The sequence below is a fragment of the Streptomyces sp. LUP30 genome (genome assembly GCF_001746365.1).
Classification (GTDB): Bacteria; Actinomycetota; Actinomycetes; order Streptomycetales; family Streptomycetaceae; genus Streptomyces.
In genome coordinates this window covers 62,625-84,362 of sequence record NZ_MJAJ01000040.1, presented here as the reverse complement: position 1 = coordinate 84,362, position 21,738 = coordinate 62,625, and the positions used below count along the sequence as shown (strand labels likewise).

Genomic DNA, 21,738 nt, shown 5'->3' with positions numbered 1-21,738 from the left:
TCCCAGGTGAAGTCGGGCAGCTCACGGCCGAAGTGGCCGTAAGCGGCGGTCTGGGCGTAGATCGGGCGCAGCAGGTCGAGGTCGCGGATGATCGCGGCCGGGCGGAGGTCGAAGACCTCGTCGATGGCCTTCTCGATCTTCTCGGCGTCGATCTTGGCGGTGCCGAAGGTCTCGATGAACAGACCGACCGGCTCGGCCTTGCCGATCGCGTAGGCGACCTGGACCTCGCAGCGGGCCGCGAGACCCGCCGCGACCACGTTCTTCGCCACCCAGCGCATCGCGTAGGCGGCCGAGCGGTCCACCTTGGACGGGTCCTTGCCCGAGAAGGCGCCGCCGCCGTGGCGGGCCATGCCGCCGTAGGTGTCGATGATGATCTTGCGGCCGGTGAGGCCGGCGTCGCCCATCGGGCCGCCGATCTCGAAGCGCCCGGTCGGGTTCACCAGCAGACGGTAGTTCTCCGTGTCCAGCTTGATCCCGTCGTCCAGGAGCGCCTTGAGCTCCGGCTCCACGACGAACTCGCGGATGTCGGGGGTCAGCAGCGAGTCCAGGTCGATGTCGGACGCGTGCTGCGAGGACACSACGACGGTGTCCAGCCGGACCGCCTTGTCGCCGTCGTACTCGATGGTGACCTGGGTCTTGCCGTCGGGGCGCAGGTAGGGGATGGTCCCGTTCTTGCGGACGTCCGACAGACGCTTCGACAACCGGTGCGCCAGGAAGATCGGCAGCGGCATCAGGGTCGGCGTCTCGTCGGAGGCGTAGCCGAACATCAGGCCCTGGTCGCCCGCGCCCTGCCGGTCCAGCTCGTCCTCGTCGCCCTCGACGCGGTTCTCGTACGCGGTGTCGACGCCCTGGGCGATGTCCGGGGACTGCGCGCCGATGGACACCGAGACGCCGCAGGACGCGCCGTCGAAGCCCTTCTTGGAGGAGTCGTAGCCGATCTCGAGGATCTTGTCGCGCACCAGCTGGGGGATCGGCGCGTAGGCCTTGGTCGTGACCTCGCCGGCCACATGCACCAGACCGGTCGTGATCAGGGTCTCGACGGCGACCCGGGAGGTCGGGTCCTCACGCAGCAGGGCATCGAGAATGGTGTCGCTGATCTGGTCAGCGATCTTGTCGGGGTGACCCTCGGTCACAGACTCCGAAGTGAACAGGCGACGAGAAGCCCTTCTTGGAGGAGTCGTAGCCGATCTCGAGGATCTTGTCGCGCACCAGCTGGGGGATCGGCGCGTAGGCCTTGGTCGTGACCTCGCCGGCCACATGCACCAGACCGGTCGTGATCAGGGTCTCGACGGCGACCCGGGAGGTCGGGTCCTCACGCAGCAGGGCATCGAGAATGGTGTCGCTGATCTGGTCAGCGATCTTGTCGGGGTGACCCTCGGTCACAGACTCCGAAGTGAACAGGCGACGGGACACAACGCTCCCTGGGGTTGCAGCGGCTGCTGGCTGATCATGGGCGGACGCGACGGGAGCTGCGCCCGGCGTCGTCCGAGAACAGTTTATCGGTCATACCCCGCCACCGGCCCACCCGTCTCGCCTCTCGGGAGCGCTGTGACCTGCGGCACGGGCATTCTGCCGGAGGCCGAGCACCCTTGGCCAGGGGCGCCGCGCCGGAATCGAGCCGGGTGGGAGGCGACGATGAAGCGCATCAAACAGTCAGCTCAGTCGCCGCGTCACCAGGTCCCATACGATTTCGGCCAGGGCCTCCTTGGGGCCGTGGGGCACGGGCGTTTCACTGCCGTCGGCGCCCAGCACAACGGCCTCGTTCTCCTCGGAGCCGAATGTCCTGCGCTCTCCCACCTCGTTCACCACCAGCAGATCGCACCCCTTGCGCCGCAGCTTCGTCCGGCCGTTGGCCAGGACGTCGTCGGTCTCGGCGGCGAAGCCGACGACCACCTGATCGGCGCGCGCCCGGTCGGCGGACAGCTCCGCGAGGATGTCCGGATTTCGCACGAGGACGATCGGGTCCGGTTCCTTGCCGTCCTTCTTCTTGATCTTTCCGGCCGTGTAGGTCTCCGGCCGGAAATCGGCTACGGCGGCCGCCATGACGACCGCGTCGGCGTCGGCGGCCGCCTTCAGGACGGCCTCGCGCAGGTGCACGGCCGTGCCGACCTGTACGACGTCGACCCCCGCCGGGTCGGGCAGGCCGGTGTTGGCCGCGACGAGGGTGACACGGGCGCCACGGGCGGCGGCGGTGCGGGCCAGCGCGTAGCCCTGCTTGCCGGAGGAGCGGTTGCCGAGGAAGCGGACCGGGTCGAGGGGTTCGCGGGTGCCGCCGGCGCTGACCACGACATGCCGGCCGGCCAGGTCGGGTTCGCGCACGCCCCGGGCCAGGACGCGGCGGCAGACCTCGAAGATCTCGCCGGGGTCGGGCAGGCGGCCCTTGCCGGTGTCGACGCCGGTGAGCCGGCCGACGGCCGGTTCGATCACGACGGCGCCCCGGCGGCGCAGTGTCGCCACGTTCTCCTGGGTGGCCGGGTGCTCCCACATCTCAGTGTGCATCGCGGGGGCGAAGACGACCGGGCAGCGGGCCGTGAGGAGGGTGTTGGTGAGGAGGTCGTCGGCCAGGCCGTGGGCGGCCTTGGCGAGCATGTCGGCGGTGGCCGGAGCGACGACGACCAGGTCGGCGTGCTGGCCGATACGGACGTGCGGTACCTCGTGGACGTCGTCCCACACCTCGGTGGAGACCGGGTGGCCGGACAGGGCGGACCAGGTGGCGGCGCCGACGAAGTGCAGCGCGGAGGCGGTGGGGACGACGCGCACGTCATGACCCGACTCCGTCAGCCGGCGCAGCAGCTCACAGGCCTTGTAGGCGGCGATGCCGCCGCTGACCCCCAGAACGACCTTCGGTGTGTCCACCGTCTCTCCCCGGACCTCGACGATTTCGTCCGCCGTGGCTCCCGGCGTACGAGTCCATCACACACCACAGGCCCGGCAGTCGTGCTGCCGGGCCTGTGGAAAAACCAACTGCGAGCCGAAAATACTACTGGGCGGGGCCTTCGACGGCCTCGGACGTCAGCAGTCCGGCGTTGATCTCGCGGAGGGCGATCGAGAGCGGCTTCTCGTGGACGTGGGTGTCCACGAGCGGACCGACGTACTCGAGGAGGCCCTCGCCGAGCTGCGAGTAGTACGCGTTGATCTGGCGGGCCCGCTTGGCCGCGTAGATCACGAGGCTGTACTTCGAGTCGGTGGCCTCGAGGAGCTCGTCGATCGGCGGGTTGATGATGCCCTCGGGCGCGGAGATGGAAGAGGACACGCTCTACCTTCCGATGGATGGGAAAAGACCGGTCGTGATCACAGAGGCCGCGAAGAGCACGAATCCGCGATCACACAACATCCATCAAGGCTAGCAGCTCACGCGCCACGTCCTCGACGGAGGTGTTGACCAGGGTCTCGTCGAACTCCGGCTCGGCCGCGAGTTCGATCTTCGCCGCCGCCAGGCGGCGCTCGATGACCTCGGGCGGTTCGGTGCCCCGCCCGGTGAGTCTGCGCACCAGCTCCTCCCAGGACGGCGGAGCCAGGAACACCAGCTGGGCGTCGGACATGGACTCGCGGACCTGCCGGGCGCCCTGGAGATCGATCTCCAGCAGCACCGGCTCGCCCGACTCCAGGCGCTCCAGCACGGCGGCGCGCGGAGTGCCGTACCGGTTGCCGGCGAACTCGGCCCACTCCAGCAGCTCGCCGTTGGCGATCAGCTTGTCCATCTCCTCGTCGGTGACGAAGAAGTAGTGGACGCCGTGCTGCTCGCCGGGGCGGGGCTTGCGGGTCGTCGCCGACACCGAGAGCCAGACCTCGGGGTGTTCCTTGCGCATATGAGCGACGACCGTGCTCTTGCCGACCCCGGAGGGGCCGGAGAGCACGGTCAGCCGCGGACGTACGTCCGGGGGCTCGGGGGTCGTCCCCCGGAATGTTGCAGCCATGCAGCGATTATTCCAGCAATCCCGGAGTGCCCGGGACTCCCTACCGGCAAGACCCGGGAATCAGGAGCCGGTGCTGCCGAACTCACGCTCCAGGGAGGCGATCTGGTTGGAACCGAGGCCGCGTACACGGCGGCTCTCGGAGATGCCGAGTCGCTCCATGATCTGCTTGGCGCGGACCTTGCCCACGCCCGGGAGCGACTCCAGGAGGGCGGAGACCTTCATCTTGCCGATGACGTCGTTTTCCTGACCCTGCTTGATGACCTCGTGAAGAGAGGCGCCGGAGTGCTTGAGTCGATTCTTGACCTCGGCCCGCTCCCGGCGAGCCGCGGCGGCCTTTTCGAGCGCGGCTGCGCGCTGTTCGGGGGTAAGGGGCGGAAGAGCCACGCCTACGTCACCTCGGATGTCGAACTGTCGGATACGGACCGGTGAGGAACCTAGTCGTCCCTCACCAGGTGAGCCGGACAACACGCTTGCCCGTTCACTCTCCGTCGGAGACTAGCGGCCAACTCCGCCAGAGTCAGCGAGAACAGAGGAAAAGTCCTGGTCAGCCTCCGTAGGGCCGGACATTTAAGACATAGTGCCCCGGATTTGAGAATGTATCCAGGCTCAAGTCGACCACCGGCCGCCCGATCGAGCCCCCGGTCGGACGGCCGGAGCCCGTCAGACGGAGGTCACGGCGGTCCGCACTTCTCGCGCGAACCGCTCCACGGCGTCACGCAGAGCGACCACGTCGGGACCGTGACGCAACACACCCCGGCTCACGTTCGGCACCACGTTGCGCACCGCGGTCCCGAAGGCCCGCGGCAGATCGGCCGGGGTCGCCCCCTGGGCGCCGACGCCGGGCGCGAGGAGCGGCCCGTTGACGTCGAGGTCGTACGCCGAGAGATCGCCCAGCGTGGCGCCCACGACCGCCCCGAAGGAGCCCAGCGGCTCCTCCCCCGCGTTCTCCGCCGCCAGGTGCGCGAGCATCGTCGCGCCCACGTTCCGCCCGTCGGCGCGTACCGCGTGCTGCACCTCGCCGCCCTCCGGGTTGGAGGTGAGCGCCAGCACGAACAGCCCGGCGCCGCTCTCCCGGGCCAGCGCCACCGCCGGGGCGAGCGATCCGTAGCCGAGGTACGGCGAGACGGTGAGGGCGTCGGAGAACAACGGCGCGTCCTTGTGCAGGAAGGACTCGGCGTAGGCGGCCATGGTCGAGCCGATGTCGCCACGCTTGGCGTCCATGACGACCAGCGCGCCGGCCGCCCGCGCCTCCTGCACCGTCCTCTCCAGGACGGCGACCCCGCGCGAGCCGAACCGCTCGAAGAAGGCGCTCTGCGGCTTCAGCAGGGCGACCCGGTCCGCGGTCGCCTCGACGACCGTGCGGCTGAACCGCTCCAGACCGGCCACGTCGTCGTTCAGACCCCACTCGGCGAGCAGGGACGCGTGCGGGTCGATGCCGACGCACAGGGGACCGCGCTCGTCCATGGCACGGCGCAGTCGCGCGCCGAAGGGCTCCAGGGTCATGCCGTCTTCCTCACGTCGGCGCCGACGGCGTCGGCGAGGGTGGCGTGCGGGCTCGTCCGCAGGCGGGCGGCGAGCCCCTTGTGGAGGCCGCGAGCGTAGAACGGCCCTTCGTAGACGAAGGCGCTGTACCCCTGGACCAGCGTGGCCCCGGCCAGGATGCGCTGCCAGGCGTCCTCGGCGTCCTCGACGCCGCCGACGCCCACCAGGGTGATCCGGTCGCCCACGCGCGCGTAGAGCCGGCGCAGCACCTCCAGGGAGCGGGCCTTGAGGGGCGCTCCGGACAGTCCGCCGGTCTCCTTCACCAGCGAGGGGTCGGACGTCAGCCCCAGGCCCTCGCGCTCGACGGTGGTGTTGGTCGCGATGATCCCGTCCAGGCCCAGCTCCACGGCCAGGTCGGCGACCGCGTCGACGTCCTCGTCCGCCAGGTCCGGGGCGATCTTCACCAGCAGCGGGACCCGGCGCGCGCCCACCGCGCGGTCGGCGGCCTCGCGCACGGCGCTCAGCAGCGGCCGGAGCGCCTCGGTGGCCTGCAGGTTGCGCAGCCCGGGCGTGTTCGGCGAGGACACGTTCACGACGAGGTAGTCGGCGTAGGGGGCGAGCCGCTCGGCCGACTTCACGTAGTCGCCGACGGCCTCCTCCTCGGGGACGACCTTGGTCTTGCCGATGTTGACGCCGACGACGGGCTTGAAGACGGGGGTGCGGGAGGCCAGCCGCGCGGCGACGGCCAGCGAGCCCTCGTTGTTGAAGCCCATCCGGTTGATGAGCGCCCGGTCCTTCACGAGGCGGAACAGCCGCCGCTTGGGGTTGCCGGGCTGCGGCTCACCGGTGACCGTGCCGATCTCGACGTGGTCGAAGCCGAGCATCGCCATGCCGTCGATCGCGATCGCGTTCTTGTCGAAGCCGGCCGCGAGCCCGAAGGGGCCGTGCATGCGCAGGCCGAAGGCCTCGGTGCGGAGCTCTTCGTAGCGGGGGGCGAAGGCGGCGGCCACGAAGGTGCGCAGCACGGGGACGCGGACGGCGAGGCGGATCCAGCGGAAGGCCAGGTGGTGGGCCTGCTCGGGGTCCATCCGCTTGAAGACGAGATTGAAGAAGATCTTGTACATGGTTCCCTCGTGAAGAGGGGGACACCGTTCCCGGTGTCCCCCTCAGCGCTGCTAGTCGCGGTCTCGGGCCGCATTCAGGTGTTCGGCGTGTTCCTGGAGCGAGCGCACGCCCACGTCGCCGTGGTTGAGCGCGTCGATGCCCTGGACGGCGGCGGCGAGCGCCTGGACCGTCGTCAGACACGGCACGGACCGCGCCACGGCCGCCGTGCGGATCTCGTAGCCGTCGAGGCGGCCGCCGGTGCCGTACGGGGTGTTGACGATGAGGTCGACCTCGCCGTCGTGGATGCACTGGACGATGGTCTTCTCGCCGTTGGGTCCGGTGCCCTCGGACTGCTTGCGCACCACCGTGGCGTTGATGCCGTTGCGCCTGAGGACCTCGGCGGTGCCGGACGTGGCGAGCAGCTCGAAGCCGTGGGCGACCAGCTCGCGCGCGGGGAAGATCATCGACCGCTTGTCGCGGTTGGCGACCGAGATGAACGCGCGGCCCTTGGTGGGCAGCGGACCGTAGGCGCCGGCCTGCGACTTGGCGTATGCGGTGCCGAAGACGGAGTCGATGCCCATGACCTCGCCGGTGGAGCGCATCTCCGGGCCGAGGACGGTGTCGACGCCGCGGCCGGAGGTGTCCCGGAAGCGGCTCCACGGCATCACGGCCTCCTTGACGGAGATCGGCGCGTCCAGCGGCAGCTCGCCGCCGTCGCCGGTCGCCGGGAGCAGGCCTTCCGCGCGCAGCTCGGCGACGGTCGCGCCGAGCGAGATCCGGGCGGCGGCCTTCGCCAGCGGCACCGCGGTCGCCTTCGAGGTGAAGGGCACGGTGCGCGACGCGCGCGGGTTGGCCTCCAGCACGTAGAGGATGTCGCCCGCCATGGCGAACTGAATGTTGATCAGGCCGCGCACGCCGACGCCCTTGGCGATCGCCTCGGTGGACGCCCGCAGGCGCTTGATGTCGAAGCCGCCGAGGGTGATCGGGGGCAGTGCGCAGGCCGAGTCGCCGGAGTGGATGCCGGCCTCTTCGATGTGCTCCATCACTCCGCCGAGGTACAGCTCCTCGCCGTCGTACAGGGCGTCGACGTCGATCTCGATGGCGTCGTCGAGGAAACGGTCGACCAGGACCGGCCGGGTGGGGCTGATCTCGGTGGACTCGGCGATGTAGGACGACAGCCGGGTCTCGTCGTAGACGATCTCCATGCCGCGGCCGCCGAGCACGTACGACGGCCGTACGAGAACCGGATAGCCGATCTCGTCCGCGATGGCCTTGGCCTCGGCGAAGGTGGTGGCGGTGCCGTGCTTGGGGGCCGGCAGGCCCGCCTCGGCGAGCACCCGTCCGAAGGCGCCCCGGTCCTCGGCCGCGTGGATGGCCTCGGGCGGGGTGCCGACGATCGGCACGCCGTTGTCCTTCAGGGCCTGCGCCAGACCGAGCGGGGTCTGTCCGCCGAGCTGGACGACGACACCGGCGATCGGGCCGGCCTGCGCCTCCGCGTGCACGACCTCCAGCACGTCCTCGAGCGTCAGCGGCTCGAAGTACAGACGGTCGGAGGTGTCGTAGTCGGTGGAGACGGTCTCCGGGTTGCAGTTGACCATCACGGTCTCGTAGCCCGCCTCGCTCAGCGCGAAGGAGGCGTGGACGCAGGAGTAGTCGAACTCGATGCCCTGGCCGATGCGGTTCGGACCGGAGCCCAGGATGATGACGGCCGCCTTCTCGCGGGGAGCGACCTCGCTCTCCTCGTCGTAGGAGGAGTAGAAGTACGGCGTCTTCGCGGCGAACTCGGCGGCGCAGGTGTCGACCGTCTTGTAGACCGGCCGTACGCCCAGCGCGTGGCGGACCTCGCGCACCACGTCCTCGCGCAGCCCGCGGATCTCGGCGATCTGCACGTCGGAGAAGCCGTGCCGCTTGGCCTCGGCGAGCAGCTCGCCGTCGAGGCGGTCGGCGGCGGCCAGCTCGTCGGCGGTCTCCTTGATCAGGAAGAGCTGGTCGACGAACCAGGGGTCGATCTTGGTGTACTCGAAGACCTCCTCGGGCGTGGCGCCCGCGCGGATGGCCTGCATGACGGTGTTGATGCGCCCGTCGGTGGGCCGGACGGCCTCGCGCAGCAGTTCGTCCTTGTCGCCGGGCTCGCCGACGAACGTGAACTGGCTGCCCTTCTTCTCCAGCGAGCGCAGCGCCTTCTGGAAGGCCTCGGTGAAGTTGCGGCCGATGGCCATGGCCTCGCCGACCGACTTCATGGTGGTGGTCAGCGTGGAGTCGGCGCTCGGGAACTTCTCGAAGGCGAAGCGCGGGGCCTTGACGACCACGTAGTCGAGCGTGGGCTCGAAGGAGGCCGGGGTCTCCCGCGTGATGTCGTTGGGGATCTCGTCGAGGGTGTAGCCGACGGCGAGCTTGGCCGCGATCTTCGCGATCGGGAAGCCGGTCGCCTTGGAGGCGAGCGCCGAGGACCGCGACACGCGCGGGTTCATCTCGATGACGATGACGCGGCCGTCCTCGGGGTTCACCGCGAACTGGATGTTGCAGCCGCCGGTGTCGACGCCGACCTCGCGGATGATCGCGATGCCGACGTCGCGCAGCACCTGGTACTCGCGGTCGGTCAGCGTCATCGCGGGGGCGACGGTGATCGAGTCGCCGGTGTGCACGCCCATGGGGTCGAAGTTCTCGATGGAGCAGACGACCACGACGTTGTCGTGCTTGTCGCGCATCAGCTCCAGCTCGTACTCCTTCCAGCCGAGGATGGACTCCTCCAGGAGCACCTCGGTGGTCGGCGAGAGCGTGAGCCCCTGGCCGGCGATGCGGCGCAGCTCCTCCTCGTCGTGGGCGAAGCCGGAGCCGGCGCCGCCCATGGTGAAGGAGGGGCGCACGACGACCGGGTAGCCGCCGAGCTCGTCGACCCCGGCGATCACCTCGTCCATGGTGTGGCAGATGACCGAGCGGGCCGACTCGCCGTGCCCGATCTTGGCGCGGACGGCTTCCACGACGCCCTTGAACAGGTCGCGGTCCTCGCCCTTGTTGATGGCCTCGACGTTGGCGCCGATCAGTTCGACGCCGTACTTGTCCAGGACGCCGTTCTCGGCGAGCGAGATCGCCGTGTTGAGGGCCGTCTGGCCGCCCAGGGTGGGCAGCAGGGCGTCGGGCCGCTCCTTGGCGATGATCTTCTCGACGAACTCGGGGGTGATCGGCTCGACGTAGGTGGCGTCGGCGATCTCCGGGTCGGTCATGATCGTCGCCGGGTTGGAGTTGACCAGGACGACCCGCAGGCCCTCGGCGCGCAGGATGCGGCACGCCTGGGTGCCGGAGTAGTCGAACTCGGCGGCCTGTCCGATGACGATCGGGCCGGAGCCGATGACCAGGACGGACTGGATATCGGTGCGCTTAGGCACGCTGGCCCTCCATCAGGGATACGAAGCGGTCGAACAGGTAGGCGGCGTCGTGCGGGCCCGCTGCCGCTTCGGGGTGGTACTGGACGGAGAAGGCCGGCTGGTCGAGCAGCTGCAGCCCCTCCACGACGTCGTCGTTCAGACAGACGTGCGAGACCTCGGCGCGGCCGAACGTCGTCTCGCTGACCTTGTCGAGCGGCGCGTCCACGGCGAAGCCGTGGTTGTGCGCGGTGACCTCGACCTTGCCGGTCGTGCGGTCCTGGACCGGCTGGTTGATGCCCCGGTGGCCGTACTTCAGCTTGTACGTGCCGAAGCCGAGGGCACGGCCGAGGATCTGGTTGCCGAAGCAGATGCCGAACAGGGGCGTCCTGCGCTCCAGCACCTCGGTCATCAGCGCCACGGGACCGTCGGCGGTGGCCGGGTCGCCGGGCCCGTTGGAGAAGAACACGCCGTCGGGGTTCACGGCGTACACCTCGTCCGCCGAGGCCGTCGCGGGCAGCACGTGCACCTCGATGCCGCGCTCGGCCATGCGGTGCGGGGTCATGCCCTTGATGCCGAGGTCGATGGCGGCGACGGTGAACCGCTTCTCGCCGACCGCCGGGACGACGTAGGCCTCCTTGGTGGCGACCTCCTCGTAGAGGCTCGCGCCCTTCATGTGCGGCTGGGCCTGCACGCGTGCGAGGAGCTCGCCGTCGGCGGCGATCGCCTCGCCGGAGAAGACGCCGGCGCGCATCGAGCCGCGCTCGCGCAGATGGCGGGTGAGGGCGCGGGTGTCGACGCCGGAGATCCCGACGACGCCCTGGGCGACGAGCTCATCGTCCAGGGAGCGCTTGGCGCGCCAGTTGGAGGGCACGCGCGCGGGGTCGCGCACGACATAGCCGGAGACCCAGATGCGGCCCGACTCGTCGTCCTCGTCGTTCCAGCCCGTGTTGCCGATCTGCGGGGCGGTCGCCACGACGATCTGGCGGTCGTACGAAGGGTCGGTGAGGGTCTCCTGGTAGCCGGTCATGCCGGTGGAGAACACCGCTTCGCCGAAGGTCTCCCCCACGGCCCCGTAGGCACGGCCGCGGAAGATCCGGCCGTCCTCCAGGACGAGTACGGCGGGAACCTTCGCGGCTCCCCTTGTGGAGGTCGTCATCGTGCGCCTTCCGTTTCCGTCGGAGTTTCCGTCGTGTGGGTCATTGAGTTGATGGCGGCCACCCAGGCGGCGTGCTCGGCCGCGTGGTCCGAGCGGAACCCGGAGTCGAGCAGCCGGTCGCCGTGCGCCCAGGTCACCACCAGCAGGCCGCCCTCGGTGAGGACCTTGCCGGCGATGCCCTTGTCGAGCCGGGCCTCGCGCAGCGCCGCGGCCGGGACGAAGAAGTCGCTCGCGCCGGGGCGGACGACGTCCAGTCCCGCGTCGGTGAGGGTGAGCTCGACCCGGCTGCGGGTGCCCAGGCCGTGCGCCACGATGCGGTCGAGCCACTGCCCCGCTGTGGTGGTGCCGTGGTAGCGGCCGCTCATCGACAACACCGTCAGTCTCGCCTCGCCGGGCTCGGACGGCGCGGCGGGAAGCTCGGGCAGGTCGCCCTGGAGCGTGCCGCGCCACTTCCAGCCCTCGCGCATCAGCCAGTAGACGAGCGCGACGAAGAGGCCGAGGCCGACCACCCAGCCGATCCGCGCGGCCCAGTCGGTCACTTCGGCCGATTCCTTCCCGGCCGCGAGCAGTAGTGCTGCAGATGTCACGTGAGCTTCCCGTCGACGAGCGTGGCCTTGCCCCGCAGCCATGTGTGCGTGACACGGCCCGGCAGCTCACGCCCCTCGTACGGGGTGTTCCGGCTGCGCGAGGCGAAGCCCGCGGGGTCCACGGACCCACGGTATTCCGTGTCGACCAGCGTGAGGTTGGCGGGCTCACCAGCCGAGACGGGACGCCCGTGCCCGGTGGCCCGCCCGATCCGGGCGGGCTTGAAGGACATGCGGTCGGCGACCCCGGCCCAGTCCAGCAGGCCCGTCTCCACCATGGTCTCCTGGACCACCGACAGCGCGGTCTCCAGGCCGACCATGCCCATGGCGGCCGCGGCCCACTCGCAGTCCTTGTCCTCGTGCGGGTGCGGGGCGTGGTCGGTGGCCACGATGTCGATGGTGCCGTCGGCGAGGGCCTCGCGCAGGGCGAGCACGTCCCGCTCGGTGCGCAGCGGCGGGTTCACCTTGTAGACCGGGTCGTACGACCGGACCAGCTCGTCGGTCAGCAGCAGGTGGTGCGGGGTGACCTCGGCGGTGACGTCGATGCCGCGGGACTTGGCCCAGCGGACGATCTCGACCGAGCCGGCGGTGGAGAGGTGGCAGATGTGGACGCGGGAGCCGACGTGCTCGGCGAGCAGGACGTCCCGGGCGATGATCGACTCCTCGGCCACCGCGGGCCACCCCCCGAGCCCGAGCTCGGCGGAGACGACGCCCTCGTTCATCTGGGCGCCCTCGGTCAGCCGCGGCTCCTGCGCGTGCTGGGCGACGACCCCGCCGAAGGCCTTCACGTACTCCAGGGCCCGGCGCATGATCACGGCGTCGTCGACGCACTTGCCGTCGTCGGAGAACACGGTGACGCCGGCGGCCGACTCGTGCATGGCGCCGAGCTCGGCGAGCTTCCTGCCCTCCAGGCCGACGGTGACCGCGCCGATGGGCTGCACGTCGCAGTAGCCGTGCTCCTGCCCGAGCCGGTAGACCTGCTCGACCACGCCGGCGGTGTCGGCGACGGGGAAGGTGTTCGCCATGGCGAAGACGGCCGTGTAGCCGCCGGAGGCCGCGGCGCGCGTGCCGGTCAGCACGGTCTCGGAGTCCTCGCGGCCCGGCTCGCGCAGATGCGTGTGCAGGTCGACCAGGCCCGGCAGCAGCACCTTGCCGGCGGCCTCGACGACCTCGGCGCCCTCGGCGCTCAGGCCGACGCCCACCTCGGCGATCGTGGAACCGTCGATCAGGACGTCCTGCGGCTCGCCGCCGAGCACCTGCGCACCACGGATCAGGATCTTGCTCATGTTCTTACTTCTCCTCGGTGGTGCGGGCGTGGCTGACGGCGGGTTCGTTGCCGCCCAGGAGCAGGTAGAGGACGGCCATCCGGATGGACACGCCGTTGGCGACCTGCTCGACGACGGTGCAGCGATCGGAGTCGGCCACCTCGGCGGTGATCTCCATGCCGCGCACCATCGGTCCGGGGTGCATCACGATGGCGTGCTCGGGCATCCGGGCCATGCGGTCGCCGTCGAGGCCGTAGCGCCGCGAGTACTCGCGCTCGGTCGGGAAGAACGCGGCGTTCATCCGCTCGCGCTGCACGCGCAGCATCATCACCGCGTCGGACTTCGGCAGCGTGCTGTCCAGGTCGTAGGAGACGGCGCAGGGCCAGGTCTCGATGCCGACCGGCACCAGCGTGGGCGGGGCGACCAGGGTGACCTCCGCGCCGAGGGTGTGCAGCAGGTCGACGTTGGAGCGCGCGACACGGCTGTGCAGGACGTCGCCGACGATCGTGATGCGCTTGCCCGCGAGGTCCTGGCCGATCCCGGCGTCCCGGCCGACGAGCCGGCGGCGCATGGTGAAGGCGTCCAGGAGGGCCTGGGTCGGGTGCTGGTGGGTGCCGTCGCCGGCGTTGACGACGACGGCGTCGATCCAGCCGGAGGTGGCCAGCCGGTAGGGGGCGCCGGAGGCTCCGTGCCGGATGACGACCGCGTCGACGCCCATGGCCTCCAGCGTCTGCGCGGTGTCCTTCAGGGACTCGCCCTTGGACACGCTCGAGCCCTTGGCGGAGAAGTTGATGACGTCCGCGGAGAGGCGCTTCTCGGCGGCCTCGAAGGAGATGCGGGTGCGGGTGGAGTCCTCGAAGAAGAGGTTGACGATGGTGCGGCCGCGCAGGGTCGGCAGTTTCTTGATGGGCCGGTCGGCGACCCGGGCCATCTCCTCGGCGGTGTCGAGGATCAGGACGGCGTCGTCGCGGGTGAGGTCGGCGGCCGAGATGAGATGACGCTGCATCTGTCAGGCTCCGTAAGGCAGTTCAGGATTCGGGGAGGTTCCGGGCAGGCGGAGGCGTGCCGAAGGGGCGTACGGCGGCGGCCTACGCGATCCGTCTGCTACTGGGTCTGCTTCACGCCGAGCAGCACGGTGTCGCGACCGTCCTCCTCGGCGAGCTGGACCTTGACCGTCTCCCGCAGCGACGTGGGGAGGTTCTTGCCGACGTAGTCGGCGCGGATGGGCAGTTCGCGGTGGCCGCGGTCGACGAGGACCGCGAGCTGGACCGCGCGCGGGCGCCCGAGGTCGTTCAGGGCGTCGAGGGCGGCGCGGATGGTGCGCCCCGAGAAGAGCACGTCGTCGACGAGGACGACCAGCCTGCCGTCCAGGCCGTCCCCGGGGATCTCCGTGCGGGCCAGCGCGCGCGGCGGGTGCATGCGCAGGTCGTCGCGGTACATGGTGATGTCGAGGGAACCGACGGGGATCTTGCGGTCGGTGATCTGCTCCAGCTTGGCGCCGAGCCGCTGGGCGAGGAACACGCCGCGCGTCGGGATGCCGAGGAGGACCACGTCGTCGGCGCCCCTGGCGCGTTCGACGATCTCGTGGGCGATGCGGGTCAGCACGCGGGCGATGTCGGGGGCTTCGAGGACGGGCCGGGCGTCGGCCTGCCGGGGGTCCTGCTCGATGTCCTGCTCGATGGCACGCTTGTCCATACGAAACGGACCTCCTTCTCCGCCTCACGGGACGGACCTTAAAGGACGTCGGATTTGCGCCATCCACGGTAGCAGGCCGGGACCGCGCCCCGATCACCCCCTTGGCCTAATCGGCCGCCACTACCACGGAAGAGTCGGTGTGGACCATTCGGCTTGACGCAGAAGAATCACGCTGCGTAACCTCACAGTGAGTTACCAGCACGCGGCTCGTGCCGCGTCGACCCAGTGCCGGGGAGCTATATGTCCAGCGAATACGCCAAACAGCTCGGGGCCAAGCTCCGGGCGATCCGCACCCAGCAGGGCCTTTCCCTCCACGGTGTCGAGGAGAAGTCCCAGGGACGCTGGAAGGCGGTCGTGGTCGGTTCGTACGAGCGCGGCGACCGCGCCGTGACCGTGCAGCGCCTTGCCGAGCTGGCGGACTTCTACGGCGTTCCCGTGCAGGAATTGCTGCCGGGCACCACCCCGGGCGGGGCGGCCGAGCCCCCGCCGAAGCTGGTCCTCGACCTGGAGCGACTGGCCCATGTGCCGGTCGAGAAGGCGGGCCCGCTGCAGCGTTACGCGGCCACGATCCAGTCGCAGCGCGGCGACTACAACGGCAAGGTGCTGTCGATCCGCCAGGACGACCTGCGCACCCTCGCCGTCATCTACGACCAGTCGCCCTCGGTCCTGACCGAGCAGCTGATCAGCTGGGGCGTGCTGGACGCGGACGCGCGGCGCGCCGTCTCCCACGAGGAGAACTAGCCGCTTCGCGGCTGAGCAGAAACGTACCCTCGCGGTGGCCGGAACCCGGCGGTTCCGGCCACTTCCGTCGAGGCGTGAACATGCCGGAGGGCCCACAGCACGTGCTGTGGGCCCTCCGGCATGTTCACGCCCCCGAGGGACGCGGAGCGCCTTCACGCGCCGCTGGCGGCCCGCAGACCGCCTGTGGCGGCCCGCGGCGCCCGGGCCCGTCACCCGGCGGTGCGCTATTCGCGCCGCAGGGACGGCTTGAGCTCCTTGAGGCGGCCGAGCAGGCCGTTGACGAACGAGGGCGACTCGTCCGTCGAGAACTCCTTCGCCAGCTGCACCATCTCGTCGAGAACGACGGCGTCCGGGGTCTCGTCGGCCCAGATCAGCTCGTAGGCTCCGAGCCGCAGGATGTTGCGGTCGACGACCGGCATCCGGTCCAGCGTCCAGCCGACCGAGTACTGGGAGAGCAGGTCGTCGATGCGCCGCGCGTGCTCCGCGTAGCCCTCGACCAGCTGCATCGTGTACTCGCTCACCGGCGGCTGCCGGGTGTCGGCCCGGGAGAGCCGGACCCAGTCCGCGAGGACCGTCAGGACGTCGGCTCCGCGCTGGTCGCCCTCGAAGAGGATCTGGAAGGCACGCTTGCGGGCCGTGTTGCGGGCAGCCACGGTTAGCTGTTCACCCGGCCGAGGTAGTCGCTGGTGCGGGTGTCGACCTTGATCTTCTCACCGGTGGTGATGAAGAGCGGGACCTGGATCTGGTGACCGGTCTCCAGGGTGGCGGGCTTGGTGCCGCCGGTGGAACGGTCGCCCTGCAGGCCCGGCTCGGTCTCCTGGACGACGAGCTCGACGGCCGCCGGCAGCTCGACGAAGAGCACCTCGCCCTCGTGCTGCGCCACGGTGGCCGTGAAGCCCTCGATCAGGAAGTTGGCGGCGTCGCCGACCGCCTTGCGGTCGACCATGAGCTGGTCATAGGTCTCCATGTCCATGAAGACGAAGTACTCGCCGTCCATGTACGAGAACTGCATGTCGCGCTTGTCGACAGTGGCCGTCTCGACCTTGACGCCGGCGTTGAAGGTCTTGTCGACCACCTTGCCGGACAGCACGTTCTTCAGCTTGGTGCGCACGAAGGCCGGGCCCTTGCCGGGCTTGACGTGCTGGAACTCGACGACGGACCAGAGCTGGCCGCCTTCGAGCTTGAGCACCAGGCCGTTCTTGAGGTCGTTCGTGGAAGCCACGGTTGCGGAATCTCCTGGACTGACGTGGACGACCCCGGGGCACGCACCTGCCTAGAGGGCGAGCAGCTCCTTGGTCGTGATGGTGAGTAGCTCGGGTCCGCCGTCCGCCTCGGGGCGCACGACGAGCGTGTCATCGATCCGGACGCCGCCCCGACCCGGGAGGTGGACCCCGGGTTCGACGGTGACCGGCACGCAAGCGTCCAGTTTACCCATGGCTGCGGGAGTCAACTGCGGGTCCTCTTCGTTTTCGAGTCCGACACCGTGCCCGACGAGCGCCGGGAGCCCGTCGCAGTGGCCCGCGGAACCCAGCACCTGGCGTGCCGCGCGGTCGACGTCACGGCAGGCCACACCGGGTGCCAGGGCCTCCCGCCCGGCGCGCTGAGCGGCGAAGACGAGGTCGTACAGCTCGATCTGCCAGTCGGCGGGAGAGGTGCCGATCACGAAGGTGCGGCCGATCTCGCAGCGGTAGCCTCGGTAGGCCGCCCCCAGACAGACCGAGAGGAAGTCACCCTCCTCGACCCGCCGGTCGGTGGGCCGGTGCCCGCGGCGGCCCGAGTTCGGGCCGGTGCCGACCGAGGTGGCGAAGGCGGGTCCGTCGGCGCCGTGGTCGACCAGGCGTCGCTCCAGTTCGAGGGCGAGATGGCGTTCCGTGCGCCCCACCAGGATGGACTCCAGGAGCTCCCCCAGGGCCTGGTCGGCGATCTCGGCGCCGATGCGCAGGCAGGAGATCTCCTCCTCGTCCTTCACCACCCTCGCCTGCTCCACCGCGCCGCCCAGGTCGACCACCCGCAGCCGGGGCGCTACGGAGCGGATCTCGCGGTGCCGGGACACCGTGAGGTGATGCTCCTCGATCGCGAGCGAATCGCCGCCCCCGGCCACGTGGAGGTCGGCGGCGGCGACCGCCGGATCGCCTCCGGCGTGCGACAGGGAGTGGACGCGCAGCGCGTCGTCCGGTCGGCCTTCGCCCGGACGCTCGTCGAGCGGCCCGGGGCAGACGAGGAGGTCGTCCCGTGCGCCCAGCAGCAGGACGGCGCCGTTCGGGGCGGCGCCCGCGAGATACCTCACGTTGGCGGGACGGGAGATCAGCGCTGCCGCGCTGCCTGCCGCGCGGCAACGTTCCCGTAGGCGGTTTCGGCGGGATTCGTACACCTCTGACATGACACGAGCGTAGGAGCGCCGACCGGATCGCGCCGGTTGGGAAGGCGTTCGGGGGACGCGGCTCCACGAGCGGGCGTGCGCCGCCCGGCAGACGAGGCCTGTCGCGCCGTCACCCGCGCCTGCGACGGTCCCCCGTCCCGCCGGCTACCACTTGGGCGGGCTGGCGATCGCCCGGGCCAGCACGTCGTCCAGGACTCTGGCCGTCGTCGGGACGTCGAGCTGGGAGTTGTCGATGATGGGGAGGCCCGAGCCGTACCAGCCGGCCATGCGGCCGTGGATGCGGGCGACCTCCTCGTCGGTGAGGCGGCGGTTGCCGGAACGCTCGGCGTTGCGCTCCAGGACGACTTCCAGACCGGGCAGCAGGACGACGGGCAGCAGGCCCGGGCCCACATGGCGTTTCCAGCCGCCCAGGCCCACGGCTGGACGGTCGGGGAAGATCGCGTCGTCCAGGATGCACGAGATGCCGTTGGCCAGGAAGTTGCGGGCGGCGAAGCCGCAGGTGCGGCGGGCCAGCCGGTACTGGGCCTCGGAGTGGTCGTTCCACCCCGACTGTGGGTCGGCGAAGCCCGAGCGGACCCACTCGCGCACGTCGTCGAGGCTGACGTGGGCGGTGGGCACCCGGCGGTGGTCGGCCCAGAACTTGGCGACGCTGGTCTTTCCGGCGCCCGCCGGGCCGATCAGCAGCACCGCCAGCGTCGTGGCCGCCGGGTCGGGGGGCGTCGGGGCGGGCGGCGCGCTGGGCATGGGGACGGGCGCGCCGGGCGGCAGCGGGACGTGCCCGGTGGTATCGGCGCCCTGCGGGACCGGGGCGTGCTGCGGCGCGGGTGGGGGCGGCACGACCGGCACCGGTGGCTGGGGCGCGGGCGGGACGGGGCCCGCGGGGTTGCTGAGCCGACCCGGCTGGTGCGGGGCGCTGCCCGGCTGCTGCGGGCCCGGGTGTTGCGCGGCCGGCGACCAGCCGGCGGCCGGACCGTGCCCCGGCTGGTGGGGCGGCGGCAGCGGAGAACCCACTGCGTGCTGCATCCGGTGCCACTCCGTCTCGTACAGGCAATGGGCGCTGGCTGTGGGGGCGCGGCCCCCCTGTCTCACCACAGCCTAAAGGGCGTGTGGAGGTGCCCCCGTCCGAACGGTATCGCCCCCGGCTGTCGTTCGGTGAACGGCCGGGGGCGGTCCGAAGTGCCCGATGTGGACGGCGAATCGGGCGGAAGGGGAGCGGGCGGACCTACCCGGCCGCCCGGCGGTCCTACTCGCCCACCTCGCCGTACGCGGCGAGCAGAACGGCCGGGTCGGGCCCTTCGAGGACGGTCGGCTTGGCCAGGCCGTCCAGGACGATGAAGCGCAGCAGGTCGCCACGGGACTTCTTGTCGACCTTCATGTTCTCCAGCAGCTTGGGCCACTGGTCGAGGCGGTAGTGCAGCGGGAGGCCCACCGACTCCAGGACCGTGCGGTGCCGGTCGGCCGTGGCGTCGTCCAGGCGGCCCGCGAGGCGGCCCAGTTCGGCGGCGAAGTGCATGCCCACGGAGACGGCCGCGCCGTGCCGCCACTTGTAGCGCTCGTTCTTCTCGATGGCGTGCGCGAGGGTGTGGCCGTAGTTGAGGATCTCCCGCAGGCCGGACTCCTTGAGGTCGGAGGACACGACGTCCGCCTTGACCCTGATGGAGCGCTCGATGAGCTCGGCGGTGTGCGGACCCTGCGGGGTGCGCGCGGCCTCCGGGTCGGACTCGATGAGGTCAAGGATCACCGGGTCGGCGATGAAACCGGCCTTGATGATCTCGGCCAGGCCCGAGACGTAGTCGTTCACCGGGAGGGAGTCGAGCGCGGCCAGGTCGCACAGCACCCCGGCCGGCGGGTGGAAGGAGCCGACGAGGTTCTTGCCCTCGGCGGTGTTGATGCCGGTCTTGCCGCCGACGGCCGCGTCGACCATGGCGAGCACCGTCGTCGGGACGGCGACCCAGCGCACCCCGCGCAGCCAGGTCGCGGCGACGAACCCGGCCAGGTCGGTGGTCGAGCCGCCGCCGACGCCCACGACGACGTCCGTGCGGGTGAACCCGGACTGACCGAGCGCCTTCCAGCAGTAGGCCGCGACCTCGGCGGTCTTGGCCTCCTCCGCGTTGGGCACCTGGATGGCGACGGCGTCGAAGCCCTGCCCGGCCAGGTCGGCGCGGAGCGCGTCCCCGGTCTCGGCGAGCGCCTCGGGGTGGATCACGGCGACCCGCTTGACGCGGTCGCCGATCAGGCCGCCGAGCTCACCCAGCAGCTGACGGCCGACCAGCACCTCGTAGGGGTCCGTCCCCGCACTGCCGCCGATCCGGATCCGCGTCACGGACTCGCTGCTCATGCTTCCTTCAACTCCAGTGCGTCCAGGGCTGCTTGGCTGACCTCTTCGGGCGTACGGCCGTCCGTGGTCACGACCGCGGTGGCGACGCCCTCGTACAGAGGGCGCCGGGCCTCCATCAACTCGCGCCACTGCTTGCGCGGGTTGACGGCGAGCAACGGGCGGGCCGCGTTCAGGCCGGTGCGCTTGACCGCCTCCTCGACGTCCATCGCCAGGTAGAGCACGCGCTGACCGGCCAGCAGGTCGCGCGTGTCCGGGTCCAGGATCGAGCCGCCGCCGAGCGCCAGGACGCCGTCGTGCTCGGCGAGGGCGCGCCGCACGGCCTGCTTCTCCATCGCACGGAAGGCGTCCTCGCCCTCGTCGACGAAGACCTCCGCGATGCTGCGCCCCGCCTCGGCGACGATGTCGTCGTCGGTGTCGCGGTAGGCGACGCCGAGCCGCTCGGCGAGCAGTCGCCCGACGGTGGACTTGCCGACGCCCATGGGGCCCACCAGGACGACGCGTGGCCCGCTCATCGGATGTGCAGGTTGTCGAGGTACGAGCGCACGTTGCGACGGGTCTCGACGACGCTGTCGCCGCCGAACTTCTCCGCCACCGCGTCCGCCAGCACCAGCGCGACCATCGCCTCGGCGACGATGCCGGCGGCCGGGACCGCGCACACGTCGGAACGCTGGTGATGCGCCTGGGTCGCCTCGCCCGTGGCGACGTCGACCGTCTGCAGGGCCCGCGGCACGGTCGCGATCGGCTTCATCGCCGCGCGCACGCGCAGCAGCTCGCCGGTGGTCAGTCCGCCCTCGGTGCCGCCGGAGCGGCCGGAGGCGCGCTTGATGCCGTCGCCGGTGGCGAGGATCTCGTCGTGCGCCTTCGAGCCCGGCACGCGCGCGAGGTCGAAGCCGTCGCCGACCTCCACGCCCTTGATCGCCTGGATGCCCATCAGCGCGGCGGCCAGCCGGGCGTCCAGCCGGCGGTCCCAGTGCACGTGCGAGCCGAGTCCGACCGGGACGCCGTAGGCCAGCACTTCGACGACGCCGCCGAGGGTGTCGCCGTCCTTGTGGGCCTGGTCGATCTCCGCGACCATCGCCTTCGACGCGTCCGCGTCCAGGCAGCGGACCGGGTCGGCGTCCAGCTTCTCGACGTCGGCCGGGGTCGGCAGGACGCCGTACGGCGCCTTGGCGGCGGCCAGCTCCACGACGTGGGAGACGATCTCGATGCCGGCCGTCTCCTTGAGGTACGACCGGGCGACCGCGCCGAGGGCGACCCGGGCGGCGGTCTCCCGCGCGGAGGCGCGCTCCAGGATCGGGCGGGCCTCGTCGAAGCCGTACTTCTGCATTCCGGCGAGGTCGGCGTGGCCGGGGCGCGGCCGGGTGAGCGGGGCGTTGCGGGCGAGGCCCGCGAGGATCTCCGGGTCGACCGGGTCGGCCGCCATGACCTGTTCCCACTTGGGCCACTCCGTGTTGCCCACCATGACGGCGACCGGCGAACCCATGGTCAGACCGTGCCGGACGCCGCCGAGGAAGGTGATCTCGTCGCGCTCGAACTTCATCCGCGCACCGCGCCCATAGCCGAGCCGTCGCCGCGCGAGGTGGTCGGCGACCATCTCGGTGGTGATCGGCACGCCGGCGGGAAGGCCCTCCAGCGTCGCGACAAGTGCGGGACCGTGGGATTCCCCCGCGGTCAGCCAACGCAGCCTGCTCAACGATGCTCCTCAGTGCTC

21 protein-coding genes and 1 pseudogene are annotated in these 21,738 nt (G+C 70.9%); 1 reads left to right on the top strand and 21 read right to left on the bottom strand.

What is annotated here, in order from left to right; genetic code table 11:
* From metK to pyrR, 14 genes and pseudogenes are all read right to left on the bottom strand, one after another.
* Positions 1 to 1,151: methionine adenosyltransferase (gene metK, locus BG482_RS27935; RefSeq protein ID WP_079142231.1), on the bottom strand; the 1,151-nt coding region annotated here is incomplete at its 3' end.
* A 19-nt stretch (positions 1,152 to 1,170) separates the two neighbouring features.
* Positions 1,171 to 1,413: pseudogene (locus BG482_RS27930) on the bottom strand (S-adenosylmethionine synthetase N-terminal domain-containing protein); the annotation flags it as partial.
* A 240-nt stretch (positions 1,414 to 1,653) separates the two neighbouring features.
* A complete protein-coding gene (gene coaBC / locus BG482_RS27925; protein ID WP_069771921.1) occupies positions 1,654 to 2,856 on the bottom strand; it encodes a bifunctional phosphopantothenoylcysteine decarboxylase/phosphopantothenate--cysteine ligase CoaBC in 1,203 nt (400 codons plus the stop codon).
* A gap of 124 nt (positions 2,857 to 2,980) precedes the next feature.
* Positions 2,981 to 3,253: a DNA-directed RNA polymerase subunit omega gene (gene rpoZ, locus BG482_RS27920; protein WP_003988945.1), complete on the bottom strand. Its 273-nt coding sequence runs from the start codon at positions 3,251 to 3,253 to the stop codon at positions 2,981 to 2,983.
* 70 nt (positions 3,254 to 3,323) lie between these two features.
* Entirely contained in the window at positions 3,324 to 3,917 is a 594-nt protein-coding gene (gene gmk, locus BG482_RS27915) for a guanylate kinase (protein ID WP_069771920.1), read from the bottom strand.
* A 60-nt stretch (positions 3,918 to 3,977) separates the two neighbouring features.
* Complete coding sequence (locus BG482_RS27910) at positions 3,978 to 4,301, bottom strand: integration host factor (protein WP_003977346.1); 324 nt, start codon at positions 4,299 to 4,301, stop codon at positions 3,978 to 3,980.
* Positions 4,302 to 4,577: 276 nt separating this feature from the next.
* Entirely contained in the window at positions 4,578 to 5,420 is an 843-nt protein-coding gene (pyrF, locus tag BG482_RS27905) for an orotidine-5'-phosphate decarboxylase (protein ID WP_069771919.1), read from the bottom strand.
* Positions 5,417 to 6,523, bottom strand: coding sequence for a quinone-dependent dihydroorotate dehydrogenase (locus BG482_RS27900; RefSeq protein ID WP_069771918.1), 1,107 nt, complete (start codon positions 6,521 to 6,523; stop codon positions 5,417 to 5,419). Before BG482_RS27900 ends, pyrF begins: the two co-directional genes overlap by 4 nt.
* 51 nt (positions 6,524 to 6,574) lie before the next feature.
* Entirely contained in the window at positions 6,575 to 9,889 is a 3,315-nt protein-coding gene (gene carB, locus BG482_RS27895) for a carbamoyl-phosphate synthase large subunit (protein ID WP_069771917.1), read from the bottom strand.
* A complete protein-coding gene (carA, locus tag BG482_RS27890) occupies positions 9,882 to 11,024 on the bottom strand; it encodes a glutamine-hydrolyzing carbamoyl-phosphate synthase small subunit (protein WP_069771916.1) in 1,143 nt (380 codons plus the stop codon). Before carA ends, carB begins: the two co-directional genes overlap by 8 nt.
* Positions 11,021 to 11,653: a hypothetical protein gene (locus BG482_RS27885; RefSeq protein WP_079142227.1), complete on the bottom strand. Its 633-nt coding sequence runs from the start codon at positions 11,651 to 11,653 to the stop codon at positions 11,021 to 11,023. The genes carA and BG482_RS27885 overlap by 4 nt, the downstream gene beginning before the upstream one ends.
* Positions 11,608 to 12,894 (bottom strand): dihydroorotase, encoded by a 1,287-nt coding sequence (locus BG482_RS27880; protein WP_069771914.1) that lies wholly within the window; start codon positions 12,892 to 12,894, stop codon positions 11,608 to 11,610. Before BG482_RS27880 ends, BG482_RS27885 begins: the two co-directional genes overlap by 46 nt.
* A gap of 4 nt (positions 12,895 to 12,898) precedes the next feature.
* Complete coding sequence (locus tag BG482_RS27875) at positions 12,899 to 13,879, bottom strand: aspartate carbamoyltransferase catalytic subunit (protein ID WP_069771913.1); 981 nt, start codon at positions 13,877 to 13,879, stop codon at positions 12,899 to 12,901.
* Positions 13,880 to 13,977: 98 nt separating this feature from the next.
* Positions 13,978 to 14,568, bottom strand: a complete 591-nt coding sequence (pyrR, locus tag BG482_RS27870; protein WP_069771912.1) for a bifunctional pyr operon transcriptional regulator/uracil phosphoribosyltransferase PyrR — start codon at positions 14,566 to 14,568, stop codon at positions 13,978 to 13,980.
* A 240-nt stretch (positions 14,569 to 14,808) separates the two neighbouring features.
* On the opposite strand from pyrR, the gene bldD reads away from it, so the two are divergent.
* The gene (bldD, locus tag BG482_RS27865; protein WP_030785871.1) at positions 14,809 to 15,309 is read left to right on the top strand and encodes a transcriptional regulator BldD; all 501 of its coding nucleotides are present in this window, start codon (positions 14,809 to 14,811) and stop codon (positions 15,307 to 15,309) included.
* A 224-nt stretch (positions 15,310 to 15,533) separates the two neighbouring features.
* On the opposite strand, the gene nusB is transcribed toward bldD, so the two are convergent.
* From nusB to aroC, 7 genes are all read right to left on the bottom strand, one after another.
* The gene (gene nusB / locus BG482_RS27860; protein WP_069771911.1) at positions 15,534 to 15,962 is read right to left on the bottom strand and encodes a transcription antitermination factor NusB; all 429 of its coding nucleotides are present in this window, start codon (positions 15,960 to 15,962) and stop codon (positions 15,534 to 15,536) included.
* 2 nt (positions 15,963 to 15,964) lie between these two features.
* On the bottom strand, positions 15,965 to 16,531 hold the full coding sequence (gene efp / locus BG482_RS27855; protein WP_020117452.1) for an elongation factor P: 567 nt from the start codon (positions 16,529 to 16,531) through the stop codon (positions 15,965 to 15,967).
* 51 nt (positions 16,532 to 16,582) lie between these two features.
* A complete protein-coding gene (locus tag BG482_RS27850) occupies positions 16,583 to 17,689 on the bottom strand; it encodes an aminopeptidase P family protein (RefSeq protein ID WP_069771910.1) in 1,107 nt (368 codons plus the stop codon).
* 144 nt (positions 17,690 to 17,833) lie between these two features.
* Positions 17,834 to 18,712 carry a Pro-rich N-terminal domain-containing protein gene (locus tag BG482_RS27845; RefSeq protein ID WP_069771909.1) on the bottom strand — a complete coding sequence of 293 codons (879 nt, stop codon included), beginning with the start codon at positions 18,710 to 18,712 and terminating at the stop codon, positions 17,834 to 17,836.
* A gap of 220 nt (positions 18,713 to 18,932) precedes the next feature.
* Positions 18,933 to 20,027: a 3-dehydroquinate synthase gene (gene aroB, locus BG482_RS27840; RefSeq protein WP_069771908.1), complete on the bottom strand. Its 1,095-nt coding sequence runs from the start codon at positions 20,025 to 20,027 to the stop codon at positions 18,933 to 18,935.
* Positions 20,024 to 20,539, bottom strand: a complete 516-nt coding sequence (locus BG482_RS27835; protein ID WP_069771907.1) for a shikimate kinase — start codon at positions 20,537 to 20,539, stop codon at positions 20,024 to 20,026. The genes aroB and BG482_RS27835 overlap by 4 nt, the downstream gene beginning before the upstream one ends.
* Positions 20,536 to 21,720, bottom strand: a complete 1,185-nt coding sequence (aroC, locus tag BG482_RS27830; protein WP_069771906.1) for a chorismate synthase — start codon at positions 21,718 to 21,720, stop codon at positions 20,536 to 20,538. Before aroC ends, BG482_RS27835 begins: the two co-directional genes overlap by 4 nt.
* Positions 21,721 to 21,738 lie beyond the last annotated feature (18 nt).

Coding starts and splice junctions, on each gene's coding strand:
- BG482_RS27900 (WP_069771918.1), bottom strand. CDS start 6,523: ATGTACAAGATCTTCTTCAATCTCGTCTTCAAGCGGATGGACCCCGAG.
- gmk (WP_069771920.1), bottom strand. CDS start 3,917: ATGGCTGCAACATTCCGGGGGACGACCCCCGAGCCCCCGGACGTACGT.
- carA (WP_069771916.1), bottom strand. CDS start 11,024: ATGACGACCTCCACAAGGGGAGCCGCGAAGGTTCCCGCCGTACTCGTC.
- pyrF (WP_069771919.1), bottom strand. CDS start 5,420: ATGACCCTGGAGCCCTTCGGCGCGCGACTGCGCCGTGCCATGGACGAG.
- aroB (WP_069771908.1), bottom strand. CDS start 20,027: ATGAGCAGCGAGTCCGTGACGCGGATCCGGATCGGCGGCAGTGCGGGG.
- BG482_RS27875 (WP_069771913.1), bottom strand. CDS start 13,879: ATGCAGCGTCATCTCATCTCGGCCGCCGACCTCACCCGCGACGACGCC.
- BG482_RS27835 (WP_069771907.1), bottom strand. CDS start 20,539: ATGAGCGGGCCACGCGTCGTCCTGGTGGGCCCCATGGGCGTCGGCAAG.
- pyrR (WP_069771912.1), bottom strand. CDS start 14,568: ATGGACAAGCGTGCCATCGAGCAGGACATCGAGCAGGACCCCCGGCAG.
- bldD (WP_030785871.1), top strand. CDS start 14,809: ATGTCCAGCGAATACGCCAAACAGCTCGGGGCCAAGCTCCGGGCGATC.
- BG482_RS27880 (WP_069771914.1), bottom strand. CDS start 12,894: ATGAGCAAGATCCTGATCCGTGGTGCGCAGGTGCTCGGCGGCGAGCCG.
- BG482_RS27885 (WP_079142227.1), bottom strand. CDS start 11,653: ATGGCTGCGGGGCAAGGCCACGCTCGTCGACGGGAAGCTCACGTGACA.
- BG482_RS27850 (WP_069771910.1), bottom strand. CDS start 17,689: ATGTCAGAGGTGTACGAATCCCGCCGAAACCGCCTACGGGAACGTTGC.
- BG482_RS27845 (WP_069771909.1), bottom strand. CDS start 18,712: ATGCAGCACGCAGTGGGTTCTCCGCTGCCGCCGCCCCACCAGCCGGGG.